Source organism: Corynebacterium sp. ACRPO (assembly GCF_022347205.1).
Taxonomy (GTDB): Bacteria; Actinomycetota; Actinomycetes; order Mycobacteriales; family Mycobacteriaceae; genus Corynebacterium.
Map to the genome: position 1 here is coordinate 35,222 of NZ_JAKRNE010000014.1, position 23,157 is coordinate 58,378.

Consider the following 23,157-nt stretch of genomic DNA (forward strand, 5'->3'; position numbering starts at 1 on the left):
AAGCCCACCGTGGAATTACCGCGGTGGGCTTTAATTGTGGCGTCGGAAAGCGCCGGGCCTAGGCCTGGGAGCTGCGCTGATCCGCTATGGCGAATCCCAGGGAAGCGAGGCACATGGCGAGGATGACGCCGAAGCCAGCAATGATGGACAGCGGCCAGTCCGCGCTTGTGCCGTGCAAGGTGGCAAAAACGATGGCCGTAATAACGGCAAGCCCAATGGCCGTACCAATGCGCTGGCCGGTTTGGAGGACGGCGCCGGACGATCCGGCGTAGGCCTGTGGAACGTGCGCCAAGGTGAGCGTTTGGTTGGGGGAGATGACCGAGCCTTGGCCACCGCCAACAAAGGCCAGCGAAAGGACCATCCACCATTCGCTGGCTCCCCACTGCTCGGTGGCCCAGATAAGCGCAATTGTGGCCACCAGACCGAAGATGGTCACCAGCATGCCAAGTACCACGACCTTGCGCCCATAAACAGAAACGGATCGACCGGCCAGTGTGGCAGATATGGAGCTCAACAAGGCAGCCGGAATGCCTACGGATCCGGCAGCCAGGGCGGAGTGTCCGAGTCCGCTTTGGAAGTAGAGTGCCACGAGCACCCAAATGCTGGTAATACCCATAAACCACAAGGTGGCGATGATGGTGCCATTGCGAAAACTCGGGGTGGCGAAGATAGTGAGATCCACCATTGGCGGATGGCCGGTGGCCTTGTGGCGGCGCTCCCATAGCACCCATCCCACAAGGAGGACGGCGCCCAGCAGTAGGAGCCACCACACGGCCGGGGAAGCGGACGATTCCATGAAGGGGAAGAGGATGGCCCACACTGCAGCACCGAGGATCACCGCACCGATGGGATCCAGGGTGGCAAGGGCCTTGAAGGTGCCCAGTTTATTGCCATTTTCATCGCGCACGCGGGAAAACAGCGGCCGCGGAAACCACAGTAATCCTAAGATGATGGCAATAAGGCCGACGGGGAAATTGACCAGCATGGTCAGCCGCCAACCTAGGTCCGCGCCGCCGAGGCGAATGAGCAGGCCGCCCAGTACCGGTCCGATAGCCACAGCGATGCCTACCGTGGAGCCAAAGTAGCCGAAGGCGCGGGCGCGTTCCGGACCGCGGAAGTACTGCTGGATCATTCCCACGCCCTGCGGATTGAGCAGCCCAGCGCCTATGCCTTGGATAAAGCGGGCGGCGTTGAGTGCCTCCGCGTTGGGGGCAAAGCCGGCGACGGCGGCGCTGAGGGAATAGATAGCAATGCCTGCTAGGAAGATGCCGCCGCGGCCGAAGAGATCTCCGGCACGGCCGGACGCCACAAGGATGACACCAAAGGTGAGCGCATAGCCGGAGAGCACCCATTGCACATCAGACTCAGAGGCTCCCAGGCCCGATTGAATCGAGGGCAGGGCTACGTTCACGATCGACACGCTCAGCAGGGACATGAACAGCGCCGTGAGCAAAACGATAAGTACCCGCCAGCGGGCGGGATCTTGGCCGGCGGGGTACTCGGTCTGGTTAGCTGCGGAAGTAGTCACTTCCACACTTATACTCTGCGGTTTGTTCTAGGTTCAACCGCGCGGAAACTACATGTGCTTCTGCAGCACGCGGCCGAAATCCGGCACCGCAGGGGTGAGGAATTTCGAGGCCTTGCCGCGCAAGGAGTTATAAGGCTTAGACAGCGCGGGGGAGTTAATCTGCTCGGCGTGCTTATCGGCCACCGACATGATGGAATCGCTCACCTGGGCGCTGCGCGGCTCCAGGAAGGAACCGAAATCCTGCTCGGAGGTTTCCGAAAATTCCTGCCAGTGCGGATCCAAGGCATCGAGGATATCCGGCAGCACGCGGCCTAGGGCCTTGGTGATGATGGCGGAGTCTACCTTCTTCGCGGCGGCGACGGCGCCCTTGAGCGCCATGCCGGTAATGCCCGATTGCTTGGCGACGACCCCCTCAACCAGCTCGCCGCAATCGTTAATCACCGCAGTGCGCTGCGGACCCGACATAAGTTCAGAAAGATGTGCCATGCTGCACCACCTTACGCGAGTTAGGCGGGCTGGCCCGGCAGGCCAGGGAGGGTGGCCTGAATGGCAGCAATCTGATCGGCGATCTGGTTCAAGCCAGCATCGCGCGCCGCCTTCTCCAAATCGACATTAGGGGAGTAGAGGGCTACTGCGCTGGCCAGTGCGGTGACGCCAGCGGCCGCGGCGGTGATAATCAAGGTGAGATCCAGCTGGGAAGAACCGGTAGAGGAACCACCGGTCTCGCCCGGCTGAAAGTCCGGATTTACCGTTTCTTTCCAGGAATCGGCATCAGCGGCGGTGGCGGTAGGAGCAGTGACGGCGGTGGCAGCTAGCGCTACGGCGGTCAGGCTCGAGGCGGCAATCTTCTTGAAGCGGGACATGGTGGTAGTTCCTTTCTTGGGTCACTATCCCCAGTAACTTAGGTAACTTCTTTAACACTAAGGTAGACGCGCGCGCTGAACTTTGCGAACTCTGCGTTATACCCGTTAAGCGCTGGCACGCGGGCTAATACCTCCGCCATGGCGCGGGCGGCATCGCGGTGGTTGTCATGAATGGCTATTCCTTCCACCTTGGCGGTGCTCGCAGCCGCCGCGGCCGCCAGGGCGGCGAAGTTGGTGATGCGGACGTTAAAACGAGCGCAAAATTCGCGGGCTAAGAGGTAGAGCTGTTCAGTAGTCATGCTTGCCTAGGACTGTGCGGGCCGGGCACGGCGGATTTCCGCCTCCAGCTCAGTGCGGCCGGGGAGGAGGGTGCGGGCGGTGGACTGCACGTGGGCGTCGGCAAGCGTGCGGGCTGCGGCCGCAACGATGGCGCGCACCACCGCCTCGTGCTTGGAGGTGCCCTGCGCGGAGGCCAGTAGCGTCAGTGCGTGATCCTGTTCGTCCGTAAGTCGCAATGTCATCGCCATGCCTCAAGTGATACCACGGTGATACTACCCGTGCGGCAATTCGAGTCCTGAAAGGCGCTAGAGGGTAGAATTTGGGGTTATGAGTGACAATAACGACGATCTTTTTGATCGCATATTTCCCATTGACATTAATGAGGAGATGGAGTCGAGCTACATCGACTACGCCATGTCCGTCATCGTCGGCCGCGCCCTGCCGGAGGTGCGCGATGGCCTGAAGCCGGTGCACCGCCGTATCCTCTACGCGATGTTCGATTCCGGTTACCGCCCGGAGCGCGGCTACGTGAAGTCCGCCCGTCCGGTCTCGGACACCATGGGTCAGTTCCACCCGCACGGTGACTCCGCCATTTATGACACCTTGGTGCGTCTGGCTCAGTCCTGGAACATGCGCTATCCGCTGGTGGATGGTCAGGGTAACTTCGGCTCCCGCGGTAACGATGGCCCAGCAGCAATGCGTTATACGGAGTGTAAGCTCACCCCGTTGGCTATGGAGATGGTGCGCGATATCCGCGAGAACACCGTGGACTTCTCGCCCAACTACGATGGCAAGACCAGCGAGCCGGACGTCCTGCCATCCCGCGTTCCGAACCTGCTCATGAACGGTTCTGGCGGCATTGCCGTGGGTATGGCCACCAATATCCCGCCGCATAACCTCAACGAGCTGGCCGAGGCCATCTACTGGATGCTGGATAACCCAGACGCAGACGAAGAGACTGCGCTGGAAGCCTGCATGGAACGCGTCAAGGGCCCGGATTTCCCCACCGCCGGCCTCATTGTGGGCGATCAGGGCATTAAGGATGCCTACACCACCGGCCGCGGCTCCATCCGCATGCGCGGTGTGACCTCCATCGAGGAGTCTGGCTCCCGTCAGACCATCGTGATTACCGAGCTGCCGTTCCAGGTCAACCCGGATAACCTCATCTCCAATATCGCGGAGTCCGTGGCCAGCGGCAAGATTGCGGGCATTTCCAAGATTGAGGATGAGTCCTCTGACCGCGTGGGCATGCGCATCGTGGTCACCCTCAAGCGCGACGCTGTGGCTCGCGTGGTGCTCAATAACCTCTACAAGCACTCCCAGCTGCAGACCTCCTTCGGTGCCAACATGCTTTCCATTGTTGACGGCGTGCCGCGCACCCTCCGCCTGGATCAGATGCTGCGCTACTACGTGGAGCACCAGATCGAGGTCATCGTTCGCCGTACCCAGTACCGCTTGAACGAGGCCGAGAAGCGCGCCCACATCTTGCGCGGTTTGGTCAAGGCACTAGACATGCTGGATGAGGTCATCGCCCTTATCCGCCGTTCGCCCACCGTGGACGAGGCTCGCGAAGGCTTGAAGGAGCTTCTCGACGTCGACGATATCCAGGCCGATGCCATCCTGGCCATGCAGCTGCGCAAGCTGGCTGCCCTGGAGCGCCAGAAGATCATCGACGAGTTGGCCGAGATCGAGCGCGAGATCGCCGACCTGAAGGACATCCTCGCCCGCGAGGAGCGCCAGCGCCAGATTGTCCACGATGAGCTGGCAGAGATCGTCGATAAGTATGGTGATGAACGCCGCACCGAGATCATCCCGGCCACCGGCGATGTCACCGATGAGGACCTCATTGCCCGCGAGAACGTCGTGGTCACCATTACCTCTACCGGCTACGCTAAGCGCACCAAGGTGGATTCCTATAAGGCGCAAAAGCGCGGTGGCAAGGGCGTGCGCGGCGCTGAGCTCAAGCAGGACGATATTGTGAAGAACTTCTTCGTCTGCTCCACGCACGACTGGATCTTGTTCTTTACCAACTTTGGCCGCGTCTACCGCCTCAAGGCCTATGAGCTGCCCGAGGGCGGTCGCGCCGCACGCGGCCAGCACGTGGCTAACCTGCTGGAATTCCAGCCGGAAGAAAAGATCGCGCAGGTCATCCAGATTCAGTCCTACGAGGACGCTCCTTACCTGGTTCTCGCCACCCAGCAGGGCCGCGTGAAGAAGTCCCGCCTGACCGATTACGAGTCCGCGCGTTCCGCTGGCCTTATCGCCATCAACCTCAATGAGGGCGATGCGCTCATCGGCGCACAGCTCGTCTCCGAGGGCGATGACATCCTGCTTACCTCCGAGCAGGGCCAGGCTATCCGCTTTACTGCCGACGATGACCAGCTGCGCCCCATGGGCCGCGCTACCGCCGGTGTGAAGGGCATGCGCTTCCGCGGCGATGACCAGCTGCTGTCCATGTCCGTGGTCCACGATGGCGAGTTCCTTCTGGTCGCCACCTCTGGCGGCTATGGCAAGCGCACCGCCATTGAGGAATACACCCCGCAGGGCCGCGGTGGCTTGGGTGTTATGACCTTCAAGTACACCCCGAAGCGCGGCAAGCTCATCGGCGCCATCTCCGTCGATGAGGATGACGAGATCTTCGCCATCACCTCCGCCGGCGGCGTCATCCGCACCGAGGTGGATCAGATTCGTCCGTCCTCCCGTGCGACCATGGGCGTGCGCTTGGTGAACCTAGCTGATGACGTCGAACTGCTTGCCATCGACCGCAACGTCGAAGAAGATGGTGAGGAAGACGCTCAGGCTGTAGCCAAGGGCGAAAAGACCGTGGATGAGGTCCAGCAGGAGCACAAGGCTGGCGATGCTTCCAAGGATGAGGAGTAATTAATGGCACGACGAGACGTAACGATTACGCGAATCTCGCCCACCTCCGCTTTCCGCGTTGGTCTGGCTTTGTCACTCGTCGGACTCATCGCCTGGATGCTGGCCGTATGCCTGCTCTACATCGGTCTGAACCAGGTGGGCATTTGGGAATCGCTCAATAGCCTCGTCGGCGGCGTGGGTGGCGGATTCGAGGTCACCTTCGGTGTCATCATCTCCGCCTCCGCGCTTATCGGCGTTATTTTCGCCGTTCTTCTTACGTTGCTGGCACCACTGATGGCGGTTATTTACAACGCCATCGTGGACGTCTTTGGCGGCCTGCGGGTCGACCTAGATAACCGCTAGCGCCTCTCTTGCGTTTGAAGATGCCGGTACCTTCGGGTACCGGTATTTTTCTTTCTTTCGTGCGAATCTTCCCCTTCTTGTCACCGGCTAGAAATATCTGTTGAGCAGGCGATTTGTGTAAATCCGGGGATAGTATGTAGAGTTAATTCTCGTTCCGCACAAGGGCCTATAGCTCAGTCGGTTAGAGCGCATCGCTGATAACGATGAGGTCGCTGGTTCGATTCCAGCTAGGCCCACCACGGAACAATGGGGCATTAGCTCAATTGGTAGAGCATCTGCTTTGCAAGCAGAAGGTCAGGAGTTCGATTCTCCTATGCTCCACAGCATGAAGTCCGGCTTCCTCTTCGGAGGAGCCGGACTTTTTCATTTCCGCGCTCGTGCCTAAGCGTCCTGAGAAGTGCCACAATGGTGGGGGAATCGGCTGGGATTACTACTTTCGTCCATACAAACCGCAGTTTTCGTCGACGGTTTTGCCGGTTTATATGGACGTAAATGGTGAAAGCAGCGCCAGCCTAGTCTCAGAGAAGGGAGCCGATGATGGATGGCAGTGGTATCTACGCGGTTGCCCGCCAACGCGCCGGAGAGATGCTCGGCTCGCAGGCGCAGCGTCCTTTTGGTCCCGACTGGGAAGTATTCAAAGTCCGCGGCAAGGTTTTCTTGTTGTTGACCGCGGTGACCGGCCAAGAGCAAATGATTGTTAAGGCCGACCCGGAAGACGGACAGGCTCTACGGCAGCAATACCCGTTCATTGCGCCGGGGTATCACATGAATAAGAAGCACTGGGTTTCTGTCTATCCGCACGCAGAGTTGCACCAACAGCTGATAGAGGAGCTGGTGACGGATTCCTACCGTTTGGTGGTGGAAAAGCTGCCGAGAGCGCAGCGGCCGATTTAGGCGAAAGGAACTTGCGGCCGCAAAGTATCTTTGGGGAGAGTTCTCAGGGGGTTGGATTTGAGGTTCAAATTCAGTACCAGATGAATTTATAAGTAGTAAAAACGAAAATAGCCCCAGAGGAAATCTGGGGCTTTAATTGGGATGGGTTAGATAGTAGAAACCCAAGTTGCAGTATCGGAGCTGAAAGAGAAAGTGGGCTTCCAAATTAGACGGTATTCACCTGGGTCCGCGCCTTCAAAGTAAAGGCTTCCAGTAACGGTGCCACCTGGGGTTAGTTTGCCCGAATCTAGCTGGTCATCAAATCCATTGATAGCGTAATCGGAGACTACACCGGCCGGAGTCTGAACGCTCCAGTCGAAAGGATTAAAGTCCTTCTCCTTATCGCTGTTGTTCACGTAAGTGACTTCAGCTCCAAGATAGGTGTCGCCGAAAACATCGGTGGAAGGCTGAGCATTGTTGATTGTAATTTCTAGCCCGTCCTTGGTGGTGTAGGTTTCACCCAGTGCGAATTCAGTGGACTCATCCTTGGCGGGCGCTTCATTTCCCTCGTCATTGTTAGACGCATTGTTGGAAGACTCAGAGCCCTGAGAGCCAGAATTAGAGGAGGAATCGTTCGAATCCCCTCCTCCTGCAATCGCGCTGATAATTCCGATGACAACGATGATTCCGAGAATGATAAGACCCCACTTCATGCAGCCGCCTTTCTTCTTTTGGGGCTGCTGAGGGGTCGCGAAGCCCGGCTGCTGAGGAACGCCGTAACCCTGCTGTGGGTTTGGCTGCTGGGCACCATAGGGCTGCTGGGGATTTGGCTGTTGAGCACCATAGGGCTGCTGCCCGTATGGGCTATCGTCTTGGTTATTGGGGTCGGGAAATTGAGGTGTAGACAAAGGGGTACTCCTTCAGAGAGAGATGATGGTGCGAACTTCTTCGCATCGTTAAAATTTTAATGTTGCTAGGTCAACAAGAACAAATAATGGTGTTATAAACTGGGGTAAAGACTTGGGCTGTGAATTGGCGTTCGGGGAGTGGCGAGTCACTTTAGATTTAAAGCCTTGTTGTTAAGATAAATCTCATGACCGAGCGCGATGACTTCTGGCTAAATGATGAAGAACTGGCATCATTTATGTCCCTAATGAGCGTAAATATTCGCTTGACCAATATTTTGGATGCTCAGTTGCGTGATGACGCAGGTCTGAGCTTTTTTGAGTACACGGTGCTCTCGCGGCTTTCTGAAGCAGAGAATCGCGAAATGCGCATGCGTGACCTTGCATTGACTGCGAACGGATCTCTGTCTCGTTTGAGCCAGGTCGTTACGCGCTTAGAAAAGCAGGGGTGGGTTGTGCGCCAGCCGTGCCCGACTGATGGGCGCACCACCATGGCACAGCTGACGGATAGCGGCTGGGACAAGGTAGTTGAGACTGCGCCAGGGCACGCTAAGCAGGCGCGGAAGTCCGTCATGGATAGCCTCACCCGTACGCAGATTCGCCAGATGCTGCAAATTAATCAGCGGATCATTAAGGCCATCGAGAATGATGAGCGCTACGGCGGGCGCTATTAAGTAGCGAAACGAGCAGGGCTATTTCTTGGGATAGCCGCGGCGGCCCGAGACGGTTTTATCGAAGGGGATCCAAAACCGTAGGGCCGCTTCCTTGTTTTTGGAGATACCGATACGCGGTCCGCGCACCCATTCTGGCTCGGTGGTTCGCTCGACAAGCTGTATTGGTTGGTGGTTGTCTTCGAGCGTGAAGCCGAGGGCCTTGCCAAGGTTTCCCGGTCCGCGGGCGAGGTTATGAAAATCAGAGGTGCCGCGGCGGGCGAAGGCGATGTCGGCGCCCTCGATGATTTCACCGCCACGCAGCAGACAGCCCTGGCCAGTGCCTTCAGGGGCACAGACGATATTGACGTTGCGGTGGATGCCGTAAGAAATATAGACGTAAAACCTGCCCGGCGGACCGAACATGGCCGCATTACGCGGGGTCTTGCCATTGAAGGTGTGTGCCGCGGAGTCCTCGGCGCCTAGGTAAGCCTCGACCTCAGTGAGGCGGATGCTCACCCCGGCATGGGTGAGGGTGCAGCCGAGGAGTTGGGGAGCGACGGCGTCGGCAGTCAGGGCAAAATCAATCATTAACCACGAGCGTAGTAGCGCTTACCTGCCACAGGGGTGCGCAGGAGGCGATCCAGGCTCACAGGTTCGAGGCCCTTGGCGCGTAGGCCATCGATGACGCAATCGGCAGCGTCCACGGTGGTGGGGTGGATATCATGCATCAAGACGATGGAGCCGGCGCGGGCACCCTGCACGGCCGAGGAACAGACGTGCTCAGAGTTGCGATCTTTCCAATCCACGGTGTCGACGTCCCATAGCGCCTGGGAGACGCCCTTATCGCGGGCTACCTGATCCACGGTGGCGTTGGTAGCGCCGTAGGGCGGGCGTACCCAGCGCGTGCCCTGGCCGGTGGCCTTCTTAATAGCGGCGTTGCCGGCGTCGATTTCCTGGGATACCTGCTCAGGGGACAGCGTGTTGAGTTGGCGGTGGCTCTTGGTGTGGTTGCCGATGGTGTGGCCCTCGGCCTTCATGCGTTTGAGGAGCTCAGGGTGCTGCTCAGCACTAGGGGCGAGAACCATGAAGCTTGCGTGCGCGTTCTTTGCTTTGAGCTTGTCCAGCAGGCGGCTGGTTTCGGCGCCTGGGCCGTCGTCGTAGGTGATAGCTACGCAGTTGGCACAGTCGACGCCACCACTATTGCGCGCCTCTGTTTGCTTCTCCTTGGCCGGGGTGGGCGCCTTCTGCTTAGGAGTCTTGTGGGGGAAGGCCTTGGAGGAGATGTCCTCGACCTGTGCGCGGGCGTCATCGATGCGGTGGTTGATTTCGTCTTGGATGTTTGAGCTGGAGGACGCAGGCAGCTGTGGAATCTGCGGCAACTGTGCGTTAGCGGCCGCCGGAACGGCAGCGGCGACGAGCACGGTGAGGGCGGAGGTGAGAATGCGGCGCATAGTCTTCCTAAGGATGAGGGAAAGTGGACACGATGTGCCCATGACCCTAGCGCCTGCCTGTAACTGAAGTGATAGGACATGCCTAAAGTGGCCAAAGTGATTTGAGTGGTTCAGGTTTGGAGTTACTTCGCCTGCGGTAGTAAAGTACTTAGGCACTGGGGCATTAGCTCAATTGGTAGAGCATCTGCTTTGCAAGCAGAAGGTCAGGAGTTCGATTCTCCTATGCTCCACAGTATGAAGTCCGGTTTCCTCTTCGGAGGGGCCGGACTTTTTCTATGTGGAGGGGTTCAGGGGGTTGATTTAGCGATTTTCGTCCATACAAACCGTGGTTTTCGTCGACGGTTTTGCCGGTTTATATGGACGAAAATCGTGAACAGTGAAAGAAGAGGGCGGAAGTGTGCAAGGTCGCGGGGGAGAAACTTTCAGTACAGTGAACGGGGAATCATTACTGTCCCGCGATACCACTAGGAGACCAACCATGACTGCCAATGTTCGCTACAGTGATCCCTTTACCTCCGCAGACAAGGAAGTTGCGGCGCCGGAGGGCGCGGAATTCGTTGTAGTGCGCAAGCGCGGCGAAGCCGCGGTGGATGGTGAGGTTGTGAGCTTTCACAGCACCCGCGAAGAGGCGCGTGAGGCAGTTATGGCTGGCCTGACCGAAGAATTTAAGACGGCCGTGGATAACGAGCCGATCTACGTCACCCACGCCCGCCTGCGTTAGATTTAGAAGCGCTTGACCATCACAAAGTGATCCTTGTGGCTGCCCACGTGCTCGAAGCCGAGGTGCTCGTAGAGGCCCTTGGCGCGGGGATTATCGGGGTGGACGGCTAGCGAGATGCCGGGGGCGCGCAGGGTCTGGGCGAGGGAAATGGCGGCGTCGATAAGCGCGGTGGCAATGCCCTGGCCCTTATAGCGGGCCTCGACCGCGATGGCGAGCTCCGGAATGGCGGGTTCGACAAAGCCAAAGCCGTGATTGTCCTCCGTACCCCAGTTGAGCCACACGCCGCCAGCCGGGACGAGCTCCTGCCAGGCGATGAAACCGCCCTGGTTGGGATCCCAATTTTCCACGTAGAAGGCGAAATCATCGGCGAAGTCGGGGGAGAGCTCGCCGTGCTCGTCACCGAAAGTATCGGTAAGAAAGTTGAGGCGGGCGAGGTAGGTGCGGTCAGATTCCTGCGTTGCGCGAAGTTCCATAAGATCCACGATAGACGGCGAGGCAGCAGCGTGGGGGTGGGCATGCGAAAATCCCCTCCGCACAGGTTGGTGACCTGCGGGGAAGGGATTGTGCTAACGCTTAGGCTAGGTGGTAATTGCGGACGTCGTGACCGTTGAACTCGCGCTCGATGCCGGCCTCATCCACGGAGTGGAAGGTGGTTCCGTTATCGATGGCGAAGCGCAGGTTGTCCACGCGAGAGGAAGGGTCTTTGGACACCGCGCCCGCCGGGAAGTAGTACGTTGAGCCGTCTTTGAGCTTGACGGTGAGGGACTCAAAGCTCATTGTTCATCTCCTTGTAGAAAGATCCCTAATGTGGGAATTCAATCAAGAGACTTTTGTTTAGGCAAAGCAATGAGATCTAGACAACGCTACACGTACCCCCACGGCGGGGTGGTAAGCGTATTTATTCCTCGGTTTACAGGCGGTGCTTGCCCTCGTTTTGGTGGTCATCGGTAACGCGGGTGGTATCGGCCGGCTGAGCTGCTTCTTCCTCTCGGTGCTTGGCCAGCTGCTCATCGATGGAACCGAGGAGCTCCTCATCGCGTACGGCACCTTCTTCAACGAGGTCAGACTGGGTGTCATTCTCGCTGGTGGAGGTGTAGACCAAGGTGGACTCCGGAGCGGTGTGGGAATCGGACTGGAAGTCATCCACGCGCGGCGGGGTCTGGGACGGCTTGTCGTTGGAGCGCAGCCAGTAATAGGCGGCACCGGCCGCAGCGGACAGCAGGGCGATGATGCCGGCGAAGATCCAACCCTTAGAGGACTTCTTATTCTTCTTCTGCTTCTTGGCTACCTTGGCGGACTTCTTCTTGAAGTTCTTCTGGGCCTTCTGAGAATCCTTCTTGGCCTGCTTGCGGGCCTTCTTAGCCTTCTTGGTGGCCTCTTCCTTGGCGTCGTTCAGGCGCTCGGTGGCGTCTTCGCGGTAGTCGTTGAACTCCTCCAGGGCGCGCTCGAGGCGAGAGTGTGCGGCGCGGGTAACGGCGCCTGCTTGGCGGCGCGGCTCGGCGAAGGTGCCGTTATCGCGCTCGTCCATCTTCTGCGCGGCCTCTTCCAGGGCGGTGTAGGCCTCGCGGGACTTTTCTTCGCGGTAGTTATTGAACTGGCTCCACAGGTTCGATGCGGTCTTAAAGGCCACGTTCAGCGTGGTGGGGTTCATGGGGTGGAACACTCCTTAACTCAGATTTATCAATTCGCTTTCACCCAGCATAGTGACGTGGTGGTTGGTGTACCACCGTTGGCGTCGTGGCGTGCAGGGGGAACGCGCTAGAAATAGACCGCTTGGTTCAGAATTAACGATTATTATTCACCCGATTTTTCGTCAACCTCGCAGTTTGTGGGCTTGCAAAGGTATCACCATTGAAAAATCGCTACCGTGCAAACTGAACAGCTTGGTACGTTTTTCTCAACACACCAACGACGACCAGCAAAGGAGGTGACCATGAGCCCGCGACTTTCGGCTTCTGCGCCCTTGGACTATGAAAGTGAAGAGGAAGCACCTGCGCCCGAACGCCTGGCCCTTTCCTTTGAGGTAATCCCGCCACGCCACGATGCCGATGCCGCCAAAATCGACCGCTTACTAGAAGTCCTGGAAAGCTATCACCCTGATTACATCGCGGTGACCAGTTCCCAGCGCTCCGGTTGGTTGGAGGGAACCGCGGCCTTCATTGAGAAGATCTCGCAGAACACCTCTATGCGCCCCCTGGCGCACCTGGCCTGCACGGCCGGGACGCGCGACGAGCTCATCGGGTGGATTAATCGCTTGGTGGATGCCGGCGTGCGCGGCCTGCTGGCCCTGCGCGGTGACCTCCCCGAAGGGGGCATGCCTGAGCACTACCTGCAGCATGCCGATGAGCTGGTCCGCCTCATCCGCCAGCTGGAAAGCCACCAGGCTGCCCGCTTCGCCGCCGGCCGCCTCGCGGTGAGCGTGGCGTGCTACCCCAGCGGCCATGCCGAATCCAAGAACGAAGACGAAGACTTCGACGTCCTGCTCAATAAGCAGCGTCTCGGCGCGGACTTCGCCATCACCCAGCTTTTCTTCGACGCGGAGGACTTCCTCCGCTTCGCCCAAAGGGCGAAATTGGCCGGGGTGAAGATCCCCCTCATTCCGGGGATTATGCCCATGACCAGCCTGCGCCGGTTGGAGCGAATGGGGCAGCTGTCCGGGTTGACCGTACCCGAGAGGGTGCGCACTCAGCTCGCGGCAGCGACAACCCCAGAAGAGGAATACGAAATCGGCATGGAGCTTACCGCCCAATTGGCCCGCACCATCGTGGCCGGCGGCGCGGACGGTCTCCATATCTATACCCACAACAACCCGGACATTACGCAAGACCTGTTATCTCGAATCGGAGTAGACAATGACGAACACTAATTTCCCCAAGGCGACGATTGAGGGCTACCCTCGCGTCGGCGCTAACCGCGAACTCAAGCGTGCGCTGGAATCCTACTGGGCAGGCCGCATCGATGCGGAAACCTTCGAGTCCGCCGCACATTCCCTGCGGCTGGATACCTATAACCGCCTGCGCGACCTGGGCCTTACTGAGGACTACGCCATTCCTGCCGACGTCGCCTACTACGACCAGGTGCTCGAGACCGCACTGACCGTTGGCGCCGTGGCCGGCGAGACCCTGGATGATGAGTTCACCTTGGCCCGCGGCAATAAGGACACCGCGCCGCTGGAGATGACCAAATGGTTCGATACCAACTACCACTACATCGTCCCGGAAATCGCCGATGACCAGGACTTCAAGGCGCACCCGCAGCGCGTTATCAAGCTGGTGGAAGAGGCCCGCGCGGCAGGCCACACCGTGCGCCCGTACCTCGTCGGCCCGGTTACTCTGCTGGCCCTGTCTAAGCAGGCAGAGGGTGCTACCAAGTCTCCGCTCGACCGCTTGGATGATGCCGTCAAGGCCTACCAGGAGGTATTGGCCGAGCTGGATAAGTCCGGCGTGAAGTGGGTACAGCTGGCCGAGCCTGCGCTGGTAGCGGACCTGACCATTGCCAATGATGAGGAACTAGCCGCCCACACCAAGCGCGCCTATGAGGCAATTTTGGGTGCGGACAATCGTCCGCAGGTTTACCTCACCACCCCGTATGGCTCTGCGCGCAAGGGCCTCGAGGTTCTGGCCGAGCTCAAGCCGGAGGCCGTCCAAGTGGACCTTTCCGTAGGAACCCTGGCACTGGATGAGGGCTACCTCGATCGCGTGAAGAACCTGAAGTCCCACGTGGTTGCCGGCCTTATCGACGGCCGCAATGTCTGGGCCGCCAACCTGCGCGACCTGCGCTCCAAGTACGAGAACCTAGAGAGCAGCCTCGATTCCCTTTCTGTATCCACCTCCGTATCCTTGCAGCACGTGCCGCACACCGTGGAGGCAGAAACCAAGCTGCCGGCCGACGTCGCTACCTGGTTCTCCTTCGCCAACGAGAAGGTCAAGGAAGTCGTCGCCCTCTCCCAGGGCCCGCTGGAGGCACCGGAAGCGTATAGCATCAGCGACCGCGCAGTGCGCACCCGTGCCGAATCCGAGCGCATCCACAACGCGGCGGTGAAGGCGCGCATCGAGAAGCTGCCGGCCGGCGAGGTCAAGCGCGAGCCTGCCTTTGCTGAGCGCAACGAGGCGCAGAAGGAACTCGGCCTGCCGCAGCTGCCAACCACCACTATCGGCTCCTTCCCCCAGACCAAGGAGATCCGCCAGGCGCGTGCGGCGCACCGCAAGGGCGAGCTTTCCGACGCCGACTACAACGCCGCCCTCAAGGACGAAGTCAAGTCCGTCATTGAGCTGCAGGAGCGCCTCGGCCTCGACGTCCTCGTTCACGGCGAGCCGGAGCGCAACGACATGGTTCAGTACTTTGCCGAGCTGCTCGATGGCTTCGTCACCACCGAAAACGGCTGGGTCCAGTCTTATGGCTCCCGCTGCACCCGTCCGCCAATCGTTGTGGGTGACATCTCCCGCCCGGCTGCGATGACCACCGAGTGGTCCAAGTTCGCGCAGTCGCTCTCGGAGCACCACGTCAAGGGCATGCTCACCGGCCCGGTGACCATCCTGGCCTGGTCCTTCGTGCGAGATGACGTACACCAGTCCGTCTCCGCGGACCAGCTCGGCGTCGCGCTGGCGGATGAGGTGCACGACCTGGAAGAGGCCGGCATTGACATCATCCAGATCGACGAGCCCGCCCTGCGCGAGCTCCTGCCGCTGCGCGAGGAAGACCGCAAGGCCTACCTGGACTGGGCCGTGCGTTCCTTCCGCTTGGTAGCGCTCGAGGCCAAGCCGACCACCCAGATCCACACCCACCTGTGCTACTCCGAGTTCGGCCAGATCATCGATGCCGTTGCCGGCCTGGATGCCGATGTCACCTCTATCGAGGCGGCCCGCTCCCGCATGGAGCTGCTGGAGGATATCGACGAGACCTTCCACTCCGAGATTGGCCCTGGCATCTACGATATTCACTCCCCGCGCGTGCCTTCCGTAGCGGAGATGGCCGAGCTCATCCGCGCCGCGCTCAAGCACGTGCCGGTCGAGCGCCTGTGGGTCAACCCGGACTGCGGCCTGAAGACCCGCGGCTACGAGGAGACCGAGGCCTCCCTGCGCAATATGGTGCTGGCTCGCGATGAGGTGCGCGAGTCCCTCTAAATCCTCCCTAATCACACCGCAATCCCGGCCGGGTAAAGAATTAAAGTTCTTACGTGGCCGGGATTTCGCGCTGTGCCTTGCGGCGTCTATTGATCCAGCCGATGATCATCGGCAGCACGGAAATTGCCACCACGATCAGCATGATGATGTCGATGGAGTGAGCAATCCCCGGAATACCGCCCAGCAGTACGCCGACGAGCAGCATGGAGCCTACCCAGCCCACGCCGCCGAGGATATTCCAGCGCAGGAACGAGGAGTAGCCCATTTCTGCGGTGCCCGCGGCGAAGGGGACGAAGGTGCGCACAATCGGCACGAAGCGGCCCAATACCAGGGCCACCGGGCCGTGGCGCTGGAAGAAGTCTTCCGCGCTATCGAGGTGTTCGGTGCGCAGGACGCGGGCATCGTCCTTGAAGAGCTTGCGGCCAAAGCGGCGGCCTAAATAGAAGCCCACCTGGTCGCCGGCAAAGGCGGCCACCGCGGCCACGACAAAGAGCAGCCAGGCGTTGATATCGAGTTCGTGGCGCAGGATGGCCGCGGTTACGAGCAGTGAATCACCCGGCAGGAATGGGAAAAGCACGCCGGACTCGATGAAGATGACGACGGCGACGCCGAGCAGGATATAAGGTCCGAAACTCTGGAGCAGCGAGCCTGCGTCCATGAGGTTGTGAAGGGAGGACAAGAAATCCATGAGTGGATCCTTTCTTAGCAGTTCTTTTAGTATCCTCCGCAAACTGCAAAGTAGCTGCGAATCCGCTGGGTGTCCGAATGGAACCGGTATGTTTCTTTTCTAGTTCTAACCTTTGGGTTAAAAACATCACTAGCGAGAAAGATCCGCAAACTGGGTGCGCAAGCCTCGGCACCAGCGTAGTCAGCTGGCTTTTCGGGGGAGAACCTCTATCAACGCGCTAAGCGAGCTCAGATCCCCATACCCCGCACGGTCGAGGTGAAGCGCGTGTAGTCCTGCCGTGCGCGCGCCCTGCACATCGTTGGTGAGGGAATCGCCCACCATGAGCGTGTCTGCGGGGGCCGTACCCAGCTGATCGCAGGCGGCAAGGTAGGCCGCGCGCTGCGGTTTGGGGCAGCCGAGGTCGACGGTGGGGATGAGGAGGACGTCGGCAAGCGCAAGGCCTGTCGCCTCCAGCTTGGCTTGCTGCATCTCGCGCTCGCCGTTGGTGAGCACGCCCACCTGGAAGCCGGATTCGAGGGCCCAGGTGAGGGTGGGCAGGGCGTCGGCAAAAGCGCGCCACTGCTCCCGGTAGGCGGAAAGATAGCCGTCATAGGTGGCCAGCGCCTCGGCATCGCTCATGTCCCGGCCGAGGAATTCGCGGCAGCGCGCTGCCCGCTGACCCTGGTGGGTGACCTCGCCGCGCTCGTAGGCGCTGAACCAGGTGCGCTCGATGGCCGCAAAGCGCGCATGCTGGCCCTCGGGCAGGCCTAGCTCACGGCACCACTGATCCACTGCGTCCCAGGCCGCGCCGGTGTGGTCGAGCAAGGTGTCATCCAGATCAAAAAGTAGCGCGCGAATCATGCCTTCAGGCTAGCGCGATCGCTGACAGCGTTATGTCATGCGCGGCAGGCGCGCGTTAAATTCTTTACAATGGCTGGCATGACTCAGAAGACCGCAACTGCAACGATGCATACCAACTACGGTGACATTGTTATCGATCTCTTCGGTAACCACGCACCGGTAACCGTTGAAAACTTCATCGGCCTGGCCAAGGGCGAGAAGGACTACTCCACCCAGAACGCAAAGGGCGAGCAGTCCGGCCCGTTCTATGACGGCGCAATCTTCCACCGCATCATCGATAACTTCATGATCCAGGGCGGCGACCCTACCGGCACCGGCCGCGGTGGCCCGGGCTACCAGTTCCAGGATGAGTTCCACCCGGAGCTGCAGTTTGACCGCCCATTCCTGCTGGCCATGGCCAATGCCGGCCCAGGCACCAACGGCTCCCAGTTCTTCATCACCGTGGCGCCGACCCCGCACCTGAACAACCACCACACCATCTTTGGTGAGGTTACCGATGCTGCCTCCCAGGAGGTTGTGTCCAAGATCGCCAAGGTTGATACCGACCGCATGGACCGTCCGCACGAGGACGTTGTTATCGAGTCCATCGATATCGCGTAATCGCCTTTTCCCTCGGGCCCGTCACCGCATTATCCATGCGGCGGCGGGCTCGTTGCAGTTTTACCCCGAGCTATCTACCACTAGACCCGCCCCAAGGACTGACAACTTCATGACCATGGTGAGAAACTATGTCCGCACCACCCCGGCGACCGCGCTCATCGCCGCCGTCTGCATCATTGCTTGGCTTATTACCGCGGTGCAGGCCCGCACGCTAGGAACCACCTTCTATGATTCCCCGCTCGCAGCGGATTGGGGCCTGTGGGGACCGGATTATCCCTTCCGCCCTCAGGCTGCGCTGTCTTCGGAGTTTATGCACCTAGACGCGGGCCACTTGGCGGTGAATATGGTCATGCTCTTGCTCATAGGCAGGGAAGTGGAGCGGGCGCTTGGCACTGCGCTGTACCTCGCCGCCTACCTCATTTCTTGCCTCGGCGCGTCCGCCATGATCCTGACATTCGACTTTGAGACCCCCACCGTCGGCGCCTCGGGTGCGCTCTTCGCGCTCATGGCCATGCTGGTGGGTGCTTACCGCCAGCGCGGGCTCGATCTCCGCGCGCCCATTGCCCTCGTTCTGGCGAATGTGGCCTATACCTTTCTAGCCGATGGCGTATCCCTGTGGGGACATCTTGGCGGGTTGTGCACAGGCATCGTGTTGAGCCTTTTCCTCTATCGAAAAAGCCCCGCCCTCCGCTGGGGCGGCGTTGCTGCGGTGGCCGCGGTAGTCCTCGCACTATTAGCCCATCAAGCTGGGCTTTGGGGATAACTGTGGAATTTGATCACCGGAAAGCGTGTGCGAAAGAATTCCACAATGGTTATCCACACTGTGGATAACTACATTTTTGTAATTTACCGAACGTCTTTCCGGAGTTTTTCCTGATCACGCTGGTCTGGGCCGTGTGAAAGCGCGAAAATCAGCTTGTGGAAGCCCGTGAAAACAGTTATCCACAGGGTGTTAATAATTGTGTGAAATTCACATTTCACAGGTTTTCTCCACAGCCTGTGGATAACTTTCTACCCATTGTGTTAACAAGACTGATAAATTTGGGCATTGACCTGCATAAGGAGCATTGTGGATTATCAACCTCGCGCTGTGATCGTCGGCGCAGGCCCGAATGGGCTCACGGCCGCGGCTCGGCTGGCTATGGCCGGATGGCGGGTGGATATCTACGAGCGCGCCGGCCGGGCCGGTGGTGCGGCGGCATCCTCCGCGGAGATTTTCCCGGGCACGATTGTGGATCTCGGCGCGGCCGGGCACCCCTTTGGCGTAGCGAGCCCGGCCTTTCGCGCCCTCGACCTGGAAGCCCACGGTCTGCGGTGGCGCACTGCGCCTTATCCCATGGCCCATCCGCTAGAAGGCGCGCCGGCCGGGATCTTGCACGGTTCCTTGGCGGACACGGCGGCGGAGTTGGGAGCCGATGCCCAGGCGTGGAGGCGGCTGCACGGGCACATCGTCCGCCACATCGATGAGCATGTGGACAACGCGCTTACCCCGCTGGTGCGCTGGCCCCATCGCCCTGTGCGTCTGGCACAGTTTGGCGCGGCCGGGGCGTTGCCCGCCAGCAGCTTGGCGCGGGCGGCCTTCCGCACGCCCCAGGCTCGCGCCCTGTTTGCGGGCAGCGCGGTACACGCGATCACCTCGCCGACCACGCCCTTTACCTCGGCGTTCGGCCTGCTCTTTGGCGGGCTAGGGATGACCCGCGGCTGGCCCGTGGTGGAGGGTGGCACCGGTGCTCTTATCGACGCCCTCCTTAACCTCCTCCGTTCCCACCATGCCCGCCTCCACACCGGATGCGAAGTCACCGACCTGCGGGAGCTGCCTCCGGCCGATGCGATCATTGTGAACCTCACCCCGCGCCAGATTCTGAGCCTGAGCGGGCTGGAACTGCGGGACGGCACTCGGCGGAGCCTCGCGCGCTGGTGCTATGGCAGCGCCGTATTCAAAGTTGACTTCCACCTCAGCGAACCCGTGCCATGGACCGATCCCCGCGTGGGCCAGGCCGGCACCGTGCATGTGGGAGGCACCATGGAGGAAATCTGTGGGGCTGAGGGGGACGTCGGCAAGCGGCGCATGCCTAAGCGCCCCTTAGTATTGGCATGCCAGCAATACGTGGCAGACCCATCCCGAGGGCACACCCTGTGGACGTATGCGCACGTCCCGCACGGCTATGTGGAGCGCTATCCGGGTGAGGTCACCGAGCTGATTGCTGCCCAGATTGAGCGCTTTGCCCCCGGATTTCGCGATACCATCCTGGCCACCCGTGCTACGAGCCCGGCCGATCTGGAACGATGGAATCCTAATTTGGTGGGCGGCGATATTGCTGGCGGCGCCATGACCGGGCTGCAAACCCTCCTGCGACCACGCCTGTCGGCCCATCCGCACCGCCTCGCCCCGGGAGTATTTATGGCCTCTAGCTCCGCCGCTCCCGGCGCTGGCGTGCACGGTATGCCGGGGTGGTGGGCCGCCGAAGAAGCGCTTAGCGCGTGGAACGGCGGCGCTGCCAAATAAGGAAGCCGGCGCCGATGAGCCACAGAGTCGCGGCGGCGCAGTACCCAGGGATGGTCGTGGTGCGGGGCAGGTAGGAACTGCCTGGGATGAGTCCGGCAACCACGGGCTCGAGGAGAAAACCAAGGACGGCGAGGTAGTCGAACCAGCGGAACCGTGCCGAGGCCGCGCCGGCTAGCCCCAGTACCGGTCCAGAGAGGAGCGCTAGGAAGAACCACTGGGCGTTGTACTCGAAAGCCTCGCTCCAGCTATATACACCGAAGACCACGAGCAAGGTGTAGTGCACGGCCAGCATCATCACGATGATTCCCGTACCGGCCAGGAGTGCCTTGAGCCACCGGCCCGGAAAATTCTTGCCCATGAGGTAGCTAAAGATTCCCCACACCATGCCCGAGCCCAGGACGTTGCCTAGGTAATTGCGCACGGAAAGGCGGAGGGGAGCGGCGCCGGTGAGTAGGGTGGCGTCGGCAAACGCGATGTGCACGACCGCGTAGGCCACCGAAATGATGAGGCCAGCAGCAAGAATATGGCGAGACATGTGGCTCCTTGATGTGAAAAACCCTCGCCACCTACAGGAAGTAGGGAGCGAGGGAACAGGCTGGGAGATTGAGCTTAGCGCCAACCCATGGTCATCAGCAGGCCGATAATGGCCAGTCCAAAGCCAATGCCGTAATTCCAAGCGCCGAGGTCTGCCATGAACGGGATGTCCTGGCCAGCGAGGTAATTGACCACCAACCACAGCAGGCCGATGACCATCAGGCCCAGCATGATGGCGACGTACCACTTCGGGGTGCCCTCAGAATTGATCTTGACGGGCGTGCGGTTGGTAGCAGAGCTCGAGGTAGGGACGGAGGAGCTCTGGGAAATCTTTGACTTCGGCATAAGATACCTTTTCTAGATTTAAAGTCTTATCTAAGTTCGTACTGAGGCCTTAGGATACCAGCAGTTATGGCTGCGGCAGAAGTGCAGCGGGGTCGAAGCTCCACAGGCGGATATCAATATTTTGATCCTTGCGCATGGTATCGCCCGGGTTCACAGACGCCCAGCCAATCTTATTGGCATCCACCAGCGCACCGGTAGGTGCCGGCTCGCCCACGACGAACTGGCCGGTCCAGCCAGCCTCCCGCAACGCGGCCTCGGCCTGGCCTTGATTCTTGCGTACCAGGTCAGGGGCCTTAAAGAGCATGCCATTGGATACCTCAACGGTAACCGGCTTGCCCTTTTCCAGCTCCGCGCCCTGATTGGAGACGCTGAGCACCGTGCCCTTTGGTTCCAAGGAATCCACCTCGCGGACGTCTACATCAAAGTCATTCGACTCGAGACGGCTCTGGGCATCCTCGACGTCCATGCCGGCGACATTGGGCACGCGCTTCTTCTCGACGCCCTTAGAAACCGTTACCCGTACCTTCGATCCCTTGGACAGCTGCGTGCCGCCGGCCGGGTCCTGCTTGATGATCTGGCCGGCTGGGGACTCATCGTTTTCTTCCGAGACATCGGAATTGAGCACCAAGCCTGCTCCTTCGAGGGCTCGAGCGGCCTCATCCAAGGTCATGCCGGTGATATCCGGGACGTCCGTAATCTCCTTGCCGGAGGAAACGGTCAGGGTCACCGAGGCATTCTTCTGCAGCTCGGAGCCTGGGGCCGGATTAATGCGGATGGCATTATTGCGTGGAATATCCGGGTTGGCCTCCTCATTGACGGTGACCTGCAGACCCATGTCTTCCAGTTCCTTAACCACCTCGTTGCGCGGGCGGTTTTCCACCTCGGGCACGGTGATTTTGTCCTCGTGGGCCGATTGGGTCTGGCGTGGCTTATCCTCAGATTCCTTTTCGGAGGAGAAGAAATCCCAGGCAAAGTAGCCCACAATGGCCACCAAGAGGGCGGCCAGGAACGCTGCCAGCCACTTCATCCAGCCGCCACCCTGATTATCATCATCCTCGGTGGGGCGGGTGGACTGGATTGGCGCGCGGTGCGCCGCCGCAGCTGGTGCGGCGGCGCCGACCATTTCGGTAGGCTGCTCGTCTTCTTCCTCGTTGACGTGCATGCGCGCTGCTGCGGTGACCTGCCCATTGTGCAGGCGCTCCAAATCGCCGGCCATCTCCCAAGCGGACTGATAACGATCCGCCGGGTGCTTAGCCATAGCGGTAAGTACTACCGCATCGATATTGACGCGCTGGGTAGGAGTCAGCGAGGGATCCGCGATGAGCTCCGACGGCGGCGTCGGCTCTTCCTGCACATGCTGGTACGCAACCGCAAAGGGGGTTTCGCCCTCAAAAGGAGTATGGCCGGTGAGTGCCTCATAAAGTACGCAGCCCAGCGCATAGACATCGGAGCGGGCATCCGCGTTCTTACCGCGGGCCTGCTCCGGGGAAAGATATTGGGCGGTGCCGATAACGGCGGAAGTTTGCGTCATCGCCGAGGTGGAATCATCCAAGGCACGGGCGATGCCGAAGTCCATCACCTTCACTTGGCCGGTGTTGGTGAGCATAATATTCGCCGGCTTGATATCGCGGTGGATAATCCCGGCCTCGTGCGAGGCTTGCAGCGCATCCGCTACCGGTTTGAGGATATCCGCCGCTTCTTGGGCGGACAGAGCGCCATCCTCGCGAATGATATCGCGCAGAGTGCGGCCGTTGACCCGCTCCATGACGATATATGGGATGGTCATGCCATCCAGTTCGGTCTCGCCGGTGTCATAAACCGCCACGATATTGGGGTGATTCAGCTTGCCCGAGTTCTGCGCCTCGCGGTAAAAACGCTCGCGGAAGTTGACGTCGCGCGCCATTTCCGGTCGGAGCATCTTCACCGCCACTTGGCGGCCTAGGACGGTGTCTTCGGCAGCATAGACCTCAGACATGCCACCGGCGCCGATGATCTCGCCTCTCCGATAGCGGTCATTGACCATCGC

26 protein-coding genes and 3 tRNA genes are annotated in these 23,157 nt (G+C 60.1%); 13 read left to right on the forward strand and 16 right to left on the reverse strand.

Features of this window, described 5'->3' with window-relative positions; genetic code table 11:
* Positions 1-58: 58 nt before the first annotated feature.
* From MHY22_RS09310 to MHY22_RS09330, 5 genes are read right to left on the reverse strand one after another with little or no spacing between them, the layout of a single operon-like run.
* Entirely contained in the window at positions 59-1,534 is a 1,476-nt protein-coding gene (locus MHY22_RS09310) for an MFS transporter (protein ID WP_239279048.1), read from the reverse strand.
* Positions 1,535-1,576: 42 nt separating this feature from the next.
* A complete protein-coding gene (locus tag MHY22_RS09315) occupies positions 1,577-2,014 on the reverse strand; it encodes a hypothetical protein (RefSeq protein WP_239279049.1) in 438 nt (145 codons plus the stop codon).
* A gap of 20 nt (positions 2,015-2,034) precedes the next feature.
* Entirely contained in the window at positions 2,035-2,391 is a 357-nt protein-coding gene (locus MHY22_RS09320) for a hypothetical protein (RefSeq protein WP_239279050.1), read from the reverse strand.
* Between the two features lie 38 nt (positions 2,392-2,429).
* Positions 2,430-2,690: a cell filamentation protein Fic gene (locus tag MHY22_RS09325; protein ID WP_225746211.1), complete on the reverse strand. Its 261-nt coding sequence runs from the start codon at positions 2,688-2,690 to the stop codon at positions 2,430-2,432.
* A 6-nt stretch (positions 2,691-2,696) separates the two neighbouring features.
* The gene (locus MHY22_RS09330) at positions 2,697-2,918 is read right to left on the reverse strand and encodes a CopG family transcriptional regulator (RefSeq protein ID WP_239279051.1); all 222 of its coding nucleotides are present in this window, start codon (positions 2,916-2,918) and stop codon (positions 2,697-2,699) included.
* A 79-nt stretch (positions 2,919-2,997) separates the two neighbouring features.
* Between MHY22_RS09330 and gyrA the strand changes: the two genes are divergently transcribed.
* The 5 genes from gyrA (at position 2,998) to MHY22_RS09355 (ending at position 6,786) form a co-directional block, all read left to right on the forward strand.
* Complete coding sequence (gene gyrA, locus MHY22_RS09335; RefSeq protein ID WP_150850210.1) at positions 2,998-5,550, forward strand: DNA gyrase subunit A; 2,553 nt, start codon at positions 2,998-3,000, stop codon at positions 5,548-5,550.
* Between the two features lie 3 nt (positions 5,551-5,553).
* Complete coding sequence (locus tag MHY22_RS09340) at positions 5,554-5,892, forward strand: DUF3566 domain-containing protein (protein ID WP_049378050.1); 339 nt, start codon at positions 5,554-5,556, stop codon at positions 5,890-5,892.
* A gap of 162 nt (positions 5,893-6,054) precedes the next feature.
* Positions 6,055-6,131, forward strand: a tRNA-Ile gene (locus MHY22_RS09345).
* Between the two features lie 9 nt (positions 6,132-6,140).
* Positions 6,141-6,213, forward strand: a tRNA-Ala gene (locus MHY22_RS09350).
* 213 nt (positions 6,214-6,426) lie between these two features.
* A complete protein-coding gene (locus MHY22_RS09355; RefSeq protein WP_239279052.1) occupies positions 6,427-6,786 on the forward strand; it encodes an MmcQ/YjbR family DNA-binding protein in 360 nt (119 codons plus the stop codon).
* Positions 6,787-6,932: 146 nt separating this feature from the next.
* Here MHY22_RS09355 and MHY22_RS09360 read toward each other — a convergent pair whose 3' ends face one another.
* Complete coding sequence (locus tag MHY22_RS09360; RefSeq protein ID WP_239279053.1) at positions 6,933-7,673, reverse strand: DUF4352 domain-containing protein; 741 nt, start codon at positions 7,671-7,673, stop codon at positions 6,933-6,935.
* 185 nt (positions 7,674-7,858) lie between these two features.
* Between MHY22_RS09360 and MHY22_RS09365 the strand changes: the two genes are divergently transcribed.
* The gene (locus MHY22_RS09365; protein ID WP_239279054.1) at positions 7,859-8,344 is read left to right on the forward strand and encodes a MarR family winged helix-turn-helix transcriptional regulator; all 486 of its coding nucleotides are present in this window, start codon (positions 7,859-7,861) and stop codon (positions 8,342-8,344) included.
* A gap of 18 nt (positions 8,345-8,362) precedes the next feature.
* Here the strand turns inward: MHY22_RS09365 and MHY22_RS09370 are convergent, their stop codons facing one another.
* Complete coding sequence (locus tag MHY22_RS09370; RefSeq protein ID WP_239279056.1) at positions 8,363-8,911, reverse strand: DNA-3-methyladenine glycosylase; 549 nt, start codon at positions 8,909-8,911, stop codon at positions 8,363-8,365.
* A complete protein-coding gene (locus tag MHY22_RS09375) occupies positions 8,911-9,774 on the reverse strand; it encodes a polysaccharide deacetylase family protein (RefSeq protein ID WP_239279057.1) in 864 nt (287 codons plus the stop codon). The genes MHY22_RS09370 and MHY22_RS09375 overlap by 1 nt, the downstream gene beginning before the upstream one ends.
* A 157-nt stretch (positions 9,775-9,931) precedes the next feature.
* On the opposite strand from MHY22_RS09375, the gene MHY22_RS09380 reads away from it, so the two are divergent.
* Together MHY22_RS09380 and MHY22_RS09385 are read left to right on the forward strand one after the other, a co-directional pair.
* Positions 9,932-10,004: transfer RNA gene (locus MHY22_RS09380), tRNA-Ala, on the forward strand.
* A 248-nt stretch (positions 10,005-10,252) separates the two neighbouring features.
* A complete protein-coding gene (locus MHY22_RS09385; RefSeq protein WP_239279058.1) occupies positions 10,253-10,495 on the forward strand; it encodes a hypothetical protein in 243 nt (80 codons plus the stop codon).
* Positions 10,496-10,497: 2 nt separating this feature from the next.
* Here MHY22_RS09385 and MHY22_RS09390 read toward each other — a convergent pair whose 3' ends face one another.
* The 3 genes from MHY22_RS09390 to MHY22_RS09400 all read right to left on the reverse strand — a co-directional run bounded on the left by MHY22_RS09390 (position 10,498) and on the right by MHY22_RS09400 (position 12,146).
* The gene (locus MHY22_RS09390; protein ID WP_238801888.1) at positions 10,498-10,968 is read right to left on the reverse strand and encodes a GNAT family N-acetyltransferase; all 471 of its coding nucleotides are present in this window, start codon (positions 10,966-10,968) and stop codon (positions 10,498-10,500) included.
* Positions 10,969-11,068: 100 nt separating this feature from the next.
* Positions 11,069-11,272 carry a hypothetical protein gene (locus tag MHY22_RS09395; protein WP_005326240.1) on the reverse strand — a complete coding sequence of 68 codons (204 nt, stop codon included), beginning with the start codon at positions 11,270-11,272 and terminating at the stop codon, positions 11,069-11,071.
* A gap of 133 nt (positions 11,273-11,405) precedes the next feature.
* Positions 11,406-12,146: a hypothetical protein gene (locus MHY22_RS09400; RefSeq protein ID WP_239279059.1), complete on the reverse strand. Its 741-nt coding sequence runs from the start codon at positions 12,144-12,146 to the stop codon at positions 11,406-11,408.
* A 282-nt stretch (positions 12,147-12,428) separates the two neighbouring features.
* Here MHY22_RS09400 and MHY22_RS09405 point away from each other — a divergent pair, with 282 nt between their 5' ends.
* Entirely contained in the window at positions 12,429-13,361 is a 933-nt protein-coding gene (locus tag MHY22_RS09405; protein WP_239279060.1) for a methylenetetrahydrofolate reductase, read from the forward strand.
* Positions 13,348-15,618: a 5-methyltetrahydropteroyltriglutamate--homocysteine S-methyltransferase gene (gene metE, locus MHY22_RS09410; RefSeq protein ID WP_239279061.1), complete on the forward strand. Its 2,271-nt coding sequence runs from the start codon at positions 13,348-13,350 to the stop codon at positions 15,616-15,618. Before MHY22_RS09405 ends, metE begins: the two co-directional genes overlap by 14 nt.
* Before the next feature lie 49 nt (positions 15,619-15,667).
* Here metE and MHY22_RS09415 read toward each other — a convergent pair whose 3' ends face one another.
* A complete protein-coding gene (locus tag MHY22_RS09415) occupies positions 15,668-16,306 on the reverse strand; it encodes a DedA family protein (protein ID WP_239279062.1) in 639 nt (212 codons plus the stop codon).
* A gap of 180 nt (positions 16,307-16,486) precedes the next feature.
* Positions 16,487-17,146 (reverse strand): HAD family hydrolase, encoded by a 660-nt coding sequence (locus MHY22_RS09420; RefSeq protein WP_239279063.1) that lies wholly within the window; start codon positions 17,144-17,146, stop codon positions 16,487-16,489.
* Between the two features lie 69 nt (positions 17,147-17,215).
* On the opposite strand from MHY22_RS09420, the gene MHY22_RS09425 reads away from it, so the two are divergent.
* The 3 genes from MHY22_RS09425 to MHY22_RS09435 all read left to right on the forward strand — a co-directional run bounded on the left by MHY22_RS09425 (position 17,216) and on the right by MHY22_RS09435 (position 20,252).
* A complete protein-coding gene (locus MHY22_RS09425) occupies positions 17,216-17,746 on the forward strand; it encodes a peptidylprolyl isomerase (protein WP_005326254.1) in 531 nt (176 codons plus the stop codon).
* Positions 17,747-17,855: 109 nt separating this feature from the next.
* A complete protein-coding gene (locus MHY22_RS09430; RefSeq protein WP_200436175.1) occupies positions 17,856-18,509 on the forward strand; it encodes a rhomboid family intramembrane serine protease in 654 nt (217 codons plus the stop codon).
* Positions 18,510-18,815: 306 nt separating this feature from the next.
* The gene (locus MHY22_RS09435) at positions 18,816-20,252 is read left to right on the forward strand and encodes an NAD(P)/FAD-dependent oxidoreductase (RefSeq protein ID WP_239279064.1); all 1,437 of its coding nucleotides are present in this window, start codon (positions 18,816-18,818) and stop codon (positions 20,250-20,252) included.
* Here the strand turns inward: MHY22_RS09435 and MHY22_RS09440 are convergent.
* The 3 genes from MHY22_RS09440 to pknB all read right to left on the reverse strand — a co-directional run bounded on the left by MHY22_RS09440 (position 20,221) and on the right by pknB (position 23,154).
* On the reverse strand, positions 20,221-20,787 hold the full coding sequence (locus MHY22_RS09440; RefSeq protein ID WP_239279066.1) for a hypothetical protein: 567 nt from the start codon (positions 20,785-20,787) through the stop codon (positions 20,221-20,223). The genes MHY22_RS09435 and MHY22_RS09440 overlap by 32 nt on opposite strands.
* A 74-nt stretch (positions 20,788-20,861) precedes the next feature.
* The gene (crgA, locus tag MHY22_RS09445; RefSeq protein ID WP_005326260.1) at positions 20,862-21,131 is read right to left on the reverse strand and encodes a cell division protein CrgA; all 270 of its coding nucleotides are present in this window, start codon (positions 21,129-21,131) and stop codon (positions 20,862-20,864) included.
* 64 nt (positions 21,132-21,195) lie between these two features.
* Positions 21,196-23,154 carry a Stk1 family PASTA domain-containing Ser/Thr kinase gene (pknB, locus tag MHY22_RS09450; RefSeq protein WP_239279067.1) on the reverse strand — a complete coding sequence of 653 codons (1,959 nt, stop codon included), beginning with the start codon at positions 23,152-23,154 and terminating at the stop codon, positions 21,196-21,198.
* Between the last annotated feature and the right edge of the window lie 3 nt (positions 23,155-23,157).

Excerpts from the sequence above, each read along its gene's own strand:
- MHY22_RS09315 (WP_239279049.1), bottom strand. The coding sequence starts at position 2,014 with ATGGCACATCTTTCTGAACTTATGTCGGGTCCGCAGCGCACTGCGGTG.
- MHY22_RS09320 (WP_239279050.1), bottom strand. The coding sequence starts at position 2,391 with ATGTCCCGCTTCAAGAAGATTGCCGCCTCGAGCCTGACCGCCGTAGCG.
- MHY22_RS09325 (WP_225746211.1), bottom strand. The coding sequence starts at position 2,690 with ATGACTACTGAACAGCTCTACCTCTTAGCCCGCGAATTTTGCGCTCGT.
- MHY22_RS09330 (WP_239279051.1), bottom strand. The coding sequence starts at position 2,918 with ATGGCGATGACATTGCGACTTACGGACGAACAGGATCACGCACTGACG.
- gyrA (WP_150850210.1), top strand. The coding sequence starts at position 2,998 with ATGAGTGACAATAACGACGATCTTTTTGATCGCATATTTCCCATTGAC.
- MHY22_RS09340 (WP_049378050.1), top strand. The coding sequence starts at position 5,554 with ATGGCACGACGAGACGTAACGATTACGCGAATCTCGCCCACCTCCGCT.
- MHY22_RS09355 (WP_239279052.1), top strand. The coding sequence starts at position 6,427 with ATGATGGATGGCAGTGGTATCTACGCGGTTGCCCGCCAACGCGCCGGA.
- MHY22_RS09365 (WP_239279054.1), top strand. The coding sequence starts at position 7,859 with ATGACCGAGCGCGATGACTTCTGGCTAAATGATGAAGAACTGGCATCA.
- MHY22_RS09370 (WP_239279056.1), bottom strand. The coding sequence starts at position 8,911 with ATGATTGATTTTGCCCTGACTGCCGACGCCGTCGCTCCCCAACTCCTC.
- MHY22_RS09375 (WP_239279057.1), bottom strand. The coding sequence starts at position 9,774 with ATGCGCCGCATTCTCACCTCCGCCCTCACCGTGCTCGTCGCCGCTGCC.
- MHY22_RS09385 (WP_239279058.1), top strand. The coding sequence starts at position 10,253 with ATGACTGCCAATGTTCGCTACAGTGATCCCTTTACCTCCGCAGACAAG.
- MHY22_RS09390 (WP_238801888.1), bottom strand. The coding sequence starts at position 10,968 with ATGGAACTTCGCGCAACGCAGGAATCTGACCGCACCTACCTCGCCCGC.
- MHY22_RS09395 (WP_005326240.1), bottom strand. The coding sequence starts at position 11,272 with ATGAGCTTTGAGTCCCTCACCGTCAAGCTCAAAGACGGCTCAACGTAC.
- MHY22_RS09400 (WP_239279059.1), bottom strand. The coding sequence starts at position 12,146 with ATGAACCCCACCACGCTGAACGTGGCCTTTAAGACCGCATCGAACCTG.
- MHY22_RS09405 (WP_239279060.1), top strand. The coding sequence starts at position 12,429 with ATGAGCCCGCGACTTTCGGCTTCTGCGCCCTTGGACTATGAAAGTGAA.
- metE (WP_239279061.1), top strand. The coding sequence starts at position 13,348 with ATGACGAACACTAATTTCCCCAAGGCGACGATTGAGGGCTACCCTCGC.
- MHY22_RS09415 (WP_239279062.1), bottom strand. The coding sequence starts at position 16,306 with ATGGATTTCTTGTCCTCCCTTCACAACCTCATGGACGCAGGCTCGCTG.
- MHY22_RS09420 (WP_239279063.1), bottom strand. The coding sequence starts at position 17,146 with ATGATTCGCGCGCTACTTTTTGATCTGGATGACACCTTGCTCGACCAC.
- MHY22_RS09425 (WP_005326254.1), top strand. The coding sequence starts at position 17,216 with ATGGCTGGCATGACTCAGAAGACCGCAACTGCAACGATGCATACCAAC.
- MHY22_RS09430 (WP_200436175.1), top strand. The coding sequence starts at position 17,856 with ATGACCATGGTGAGAAACTATGTCCGCACCACCCCGGCGACCGCGCTC.
- MHY22_RS09440 (WP_239279066.1), bottom strand. The coding sequence starts at position 20,787 with ATGTCTCGCCATATTCTTGCTGCTGGCCTCATCATTTCGGTGGCCTAC.
- crgA (WP_005326260.1), bottom strand. The coding sequence starts at position 21,131 with ATGCCGAAGTCAAAGATTTCCCAGAGCTCCTCCGTCCCTACCTCGAGC.
- pknB (WP_239279067.1), bottom strand. The coding sequence starts at position 23,154 with ATGGTCAATGACCGCTATCGGAGAGGCGAGATCATCGGCGCCGGTGGC.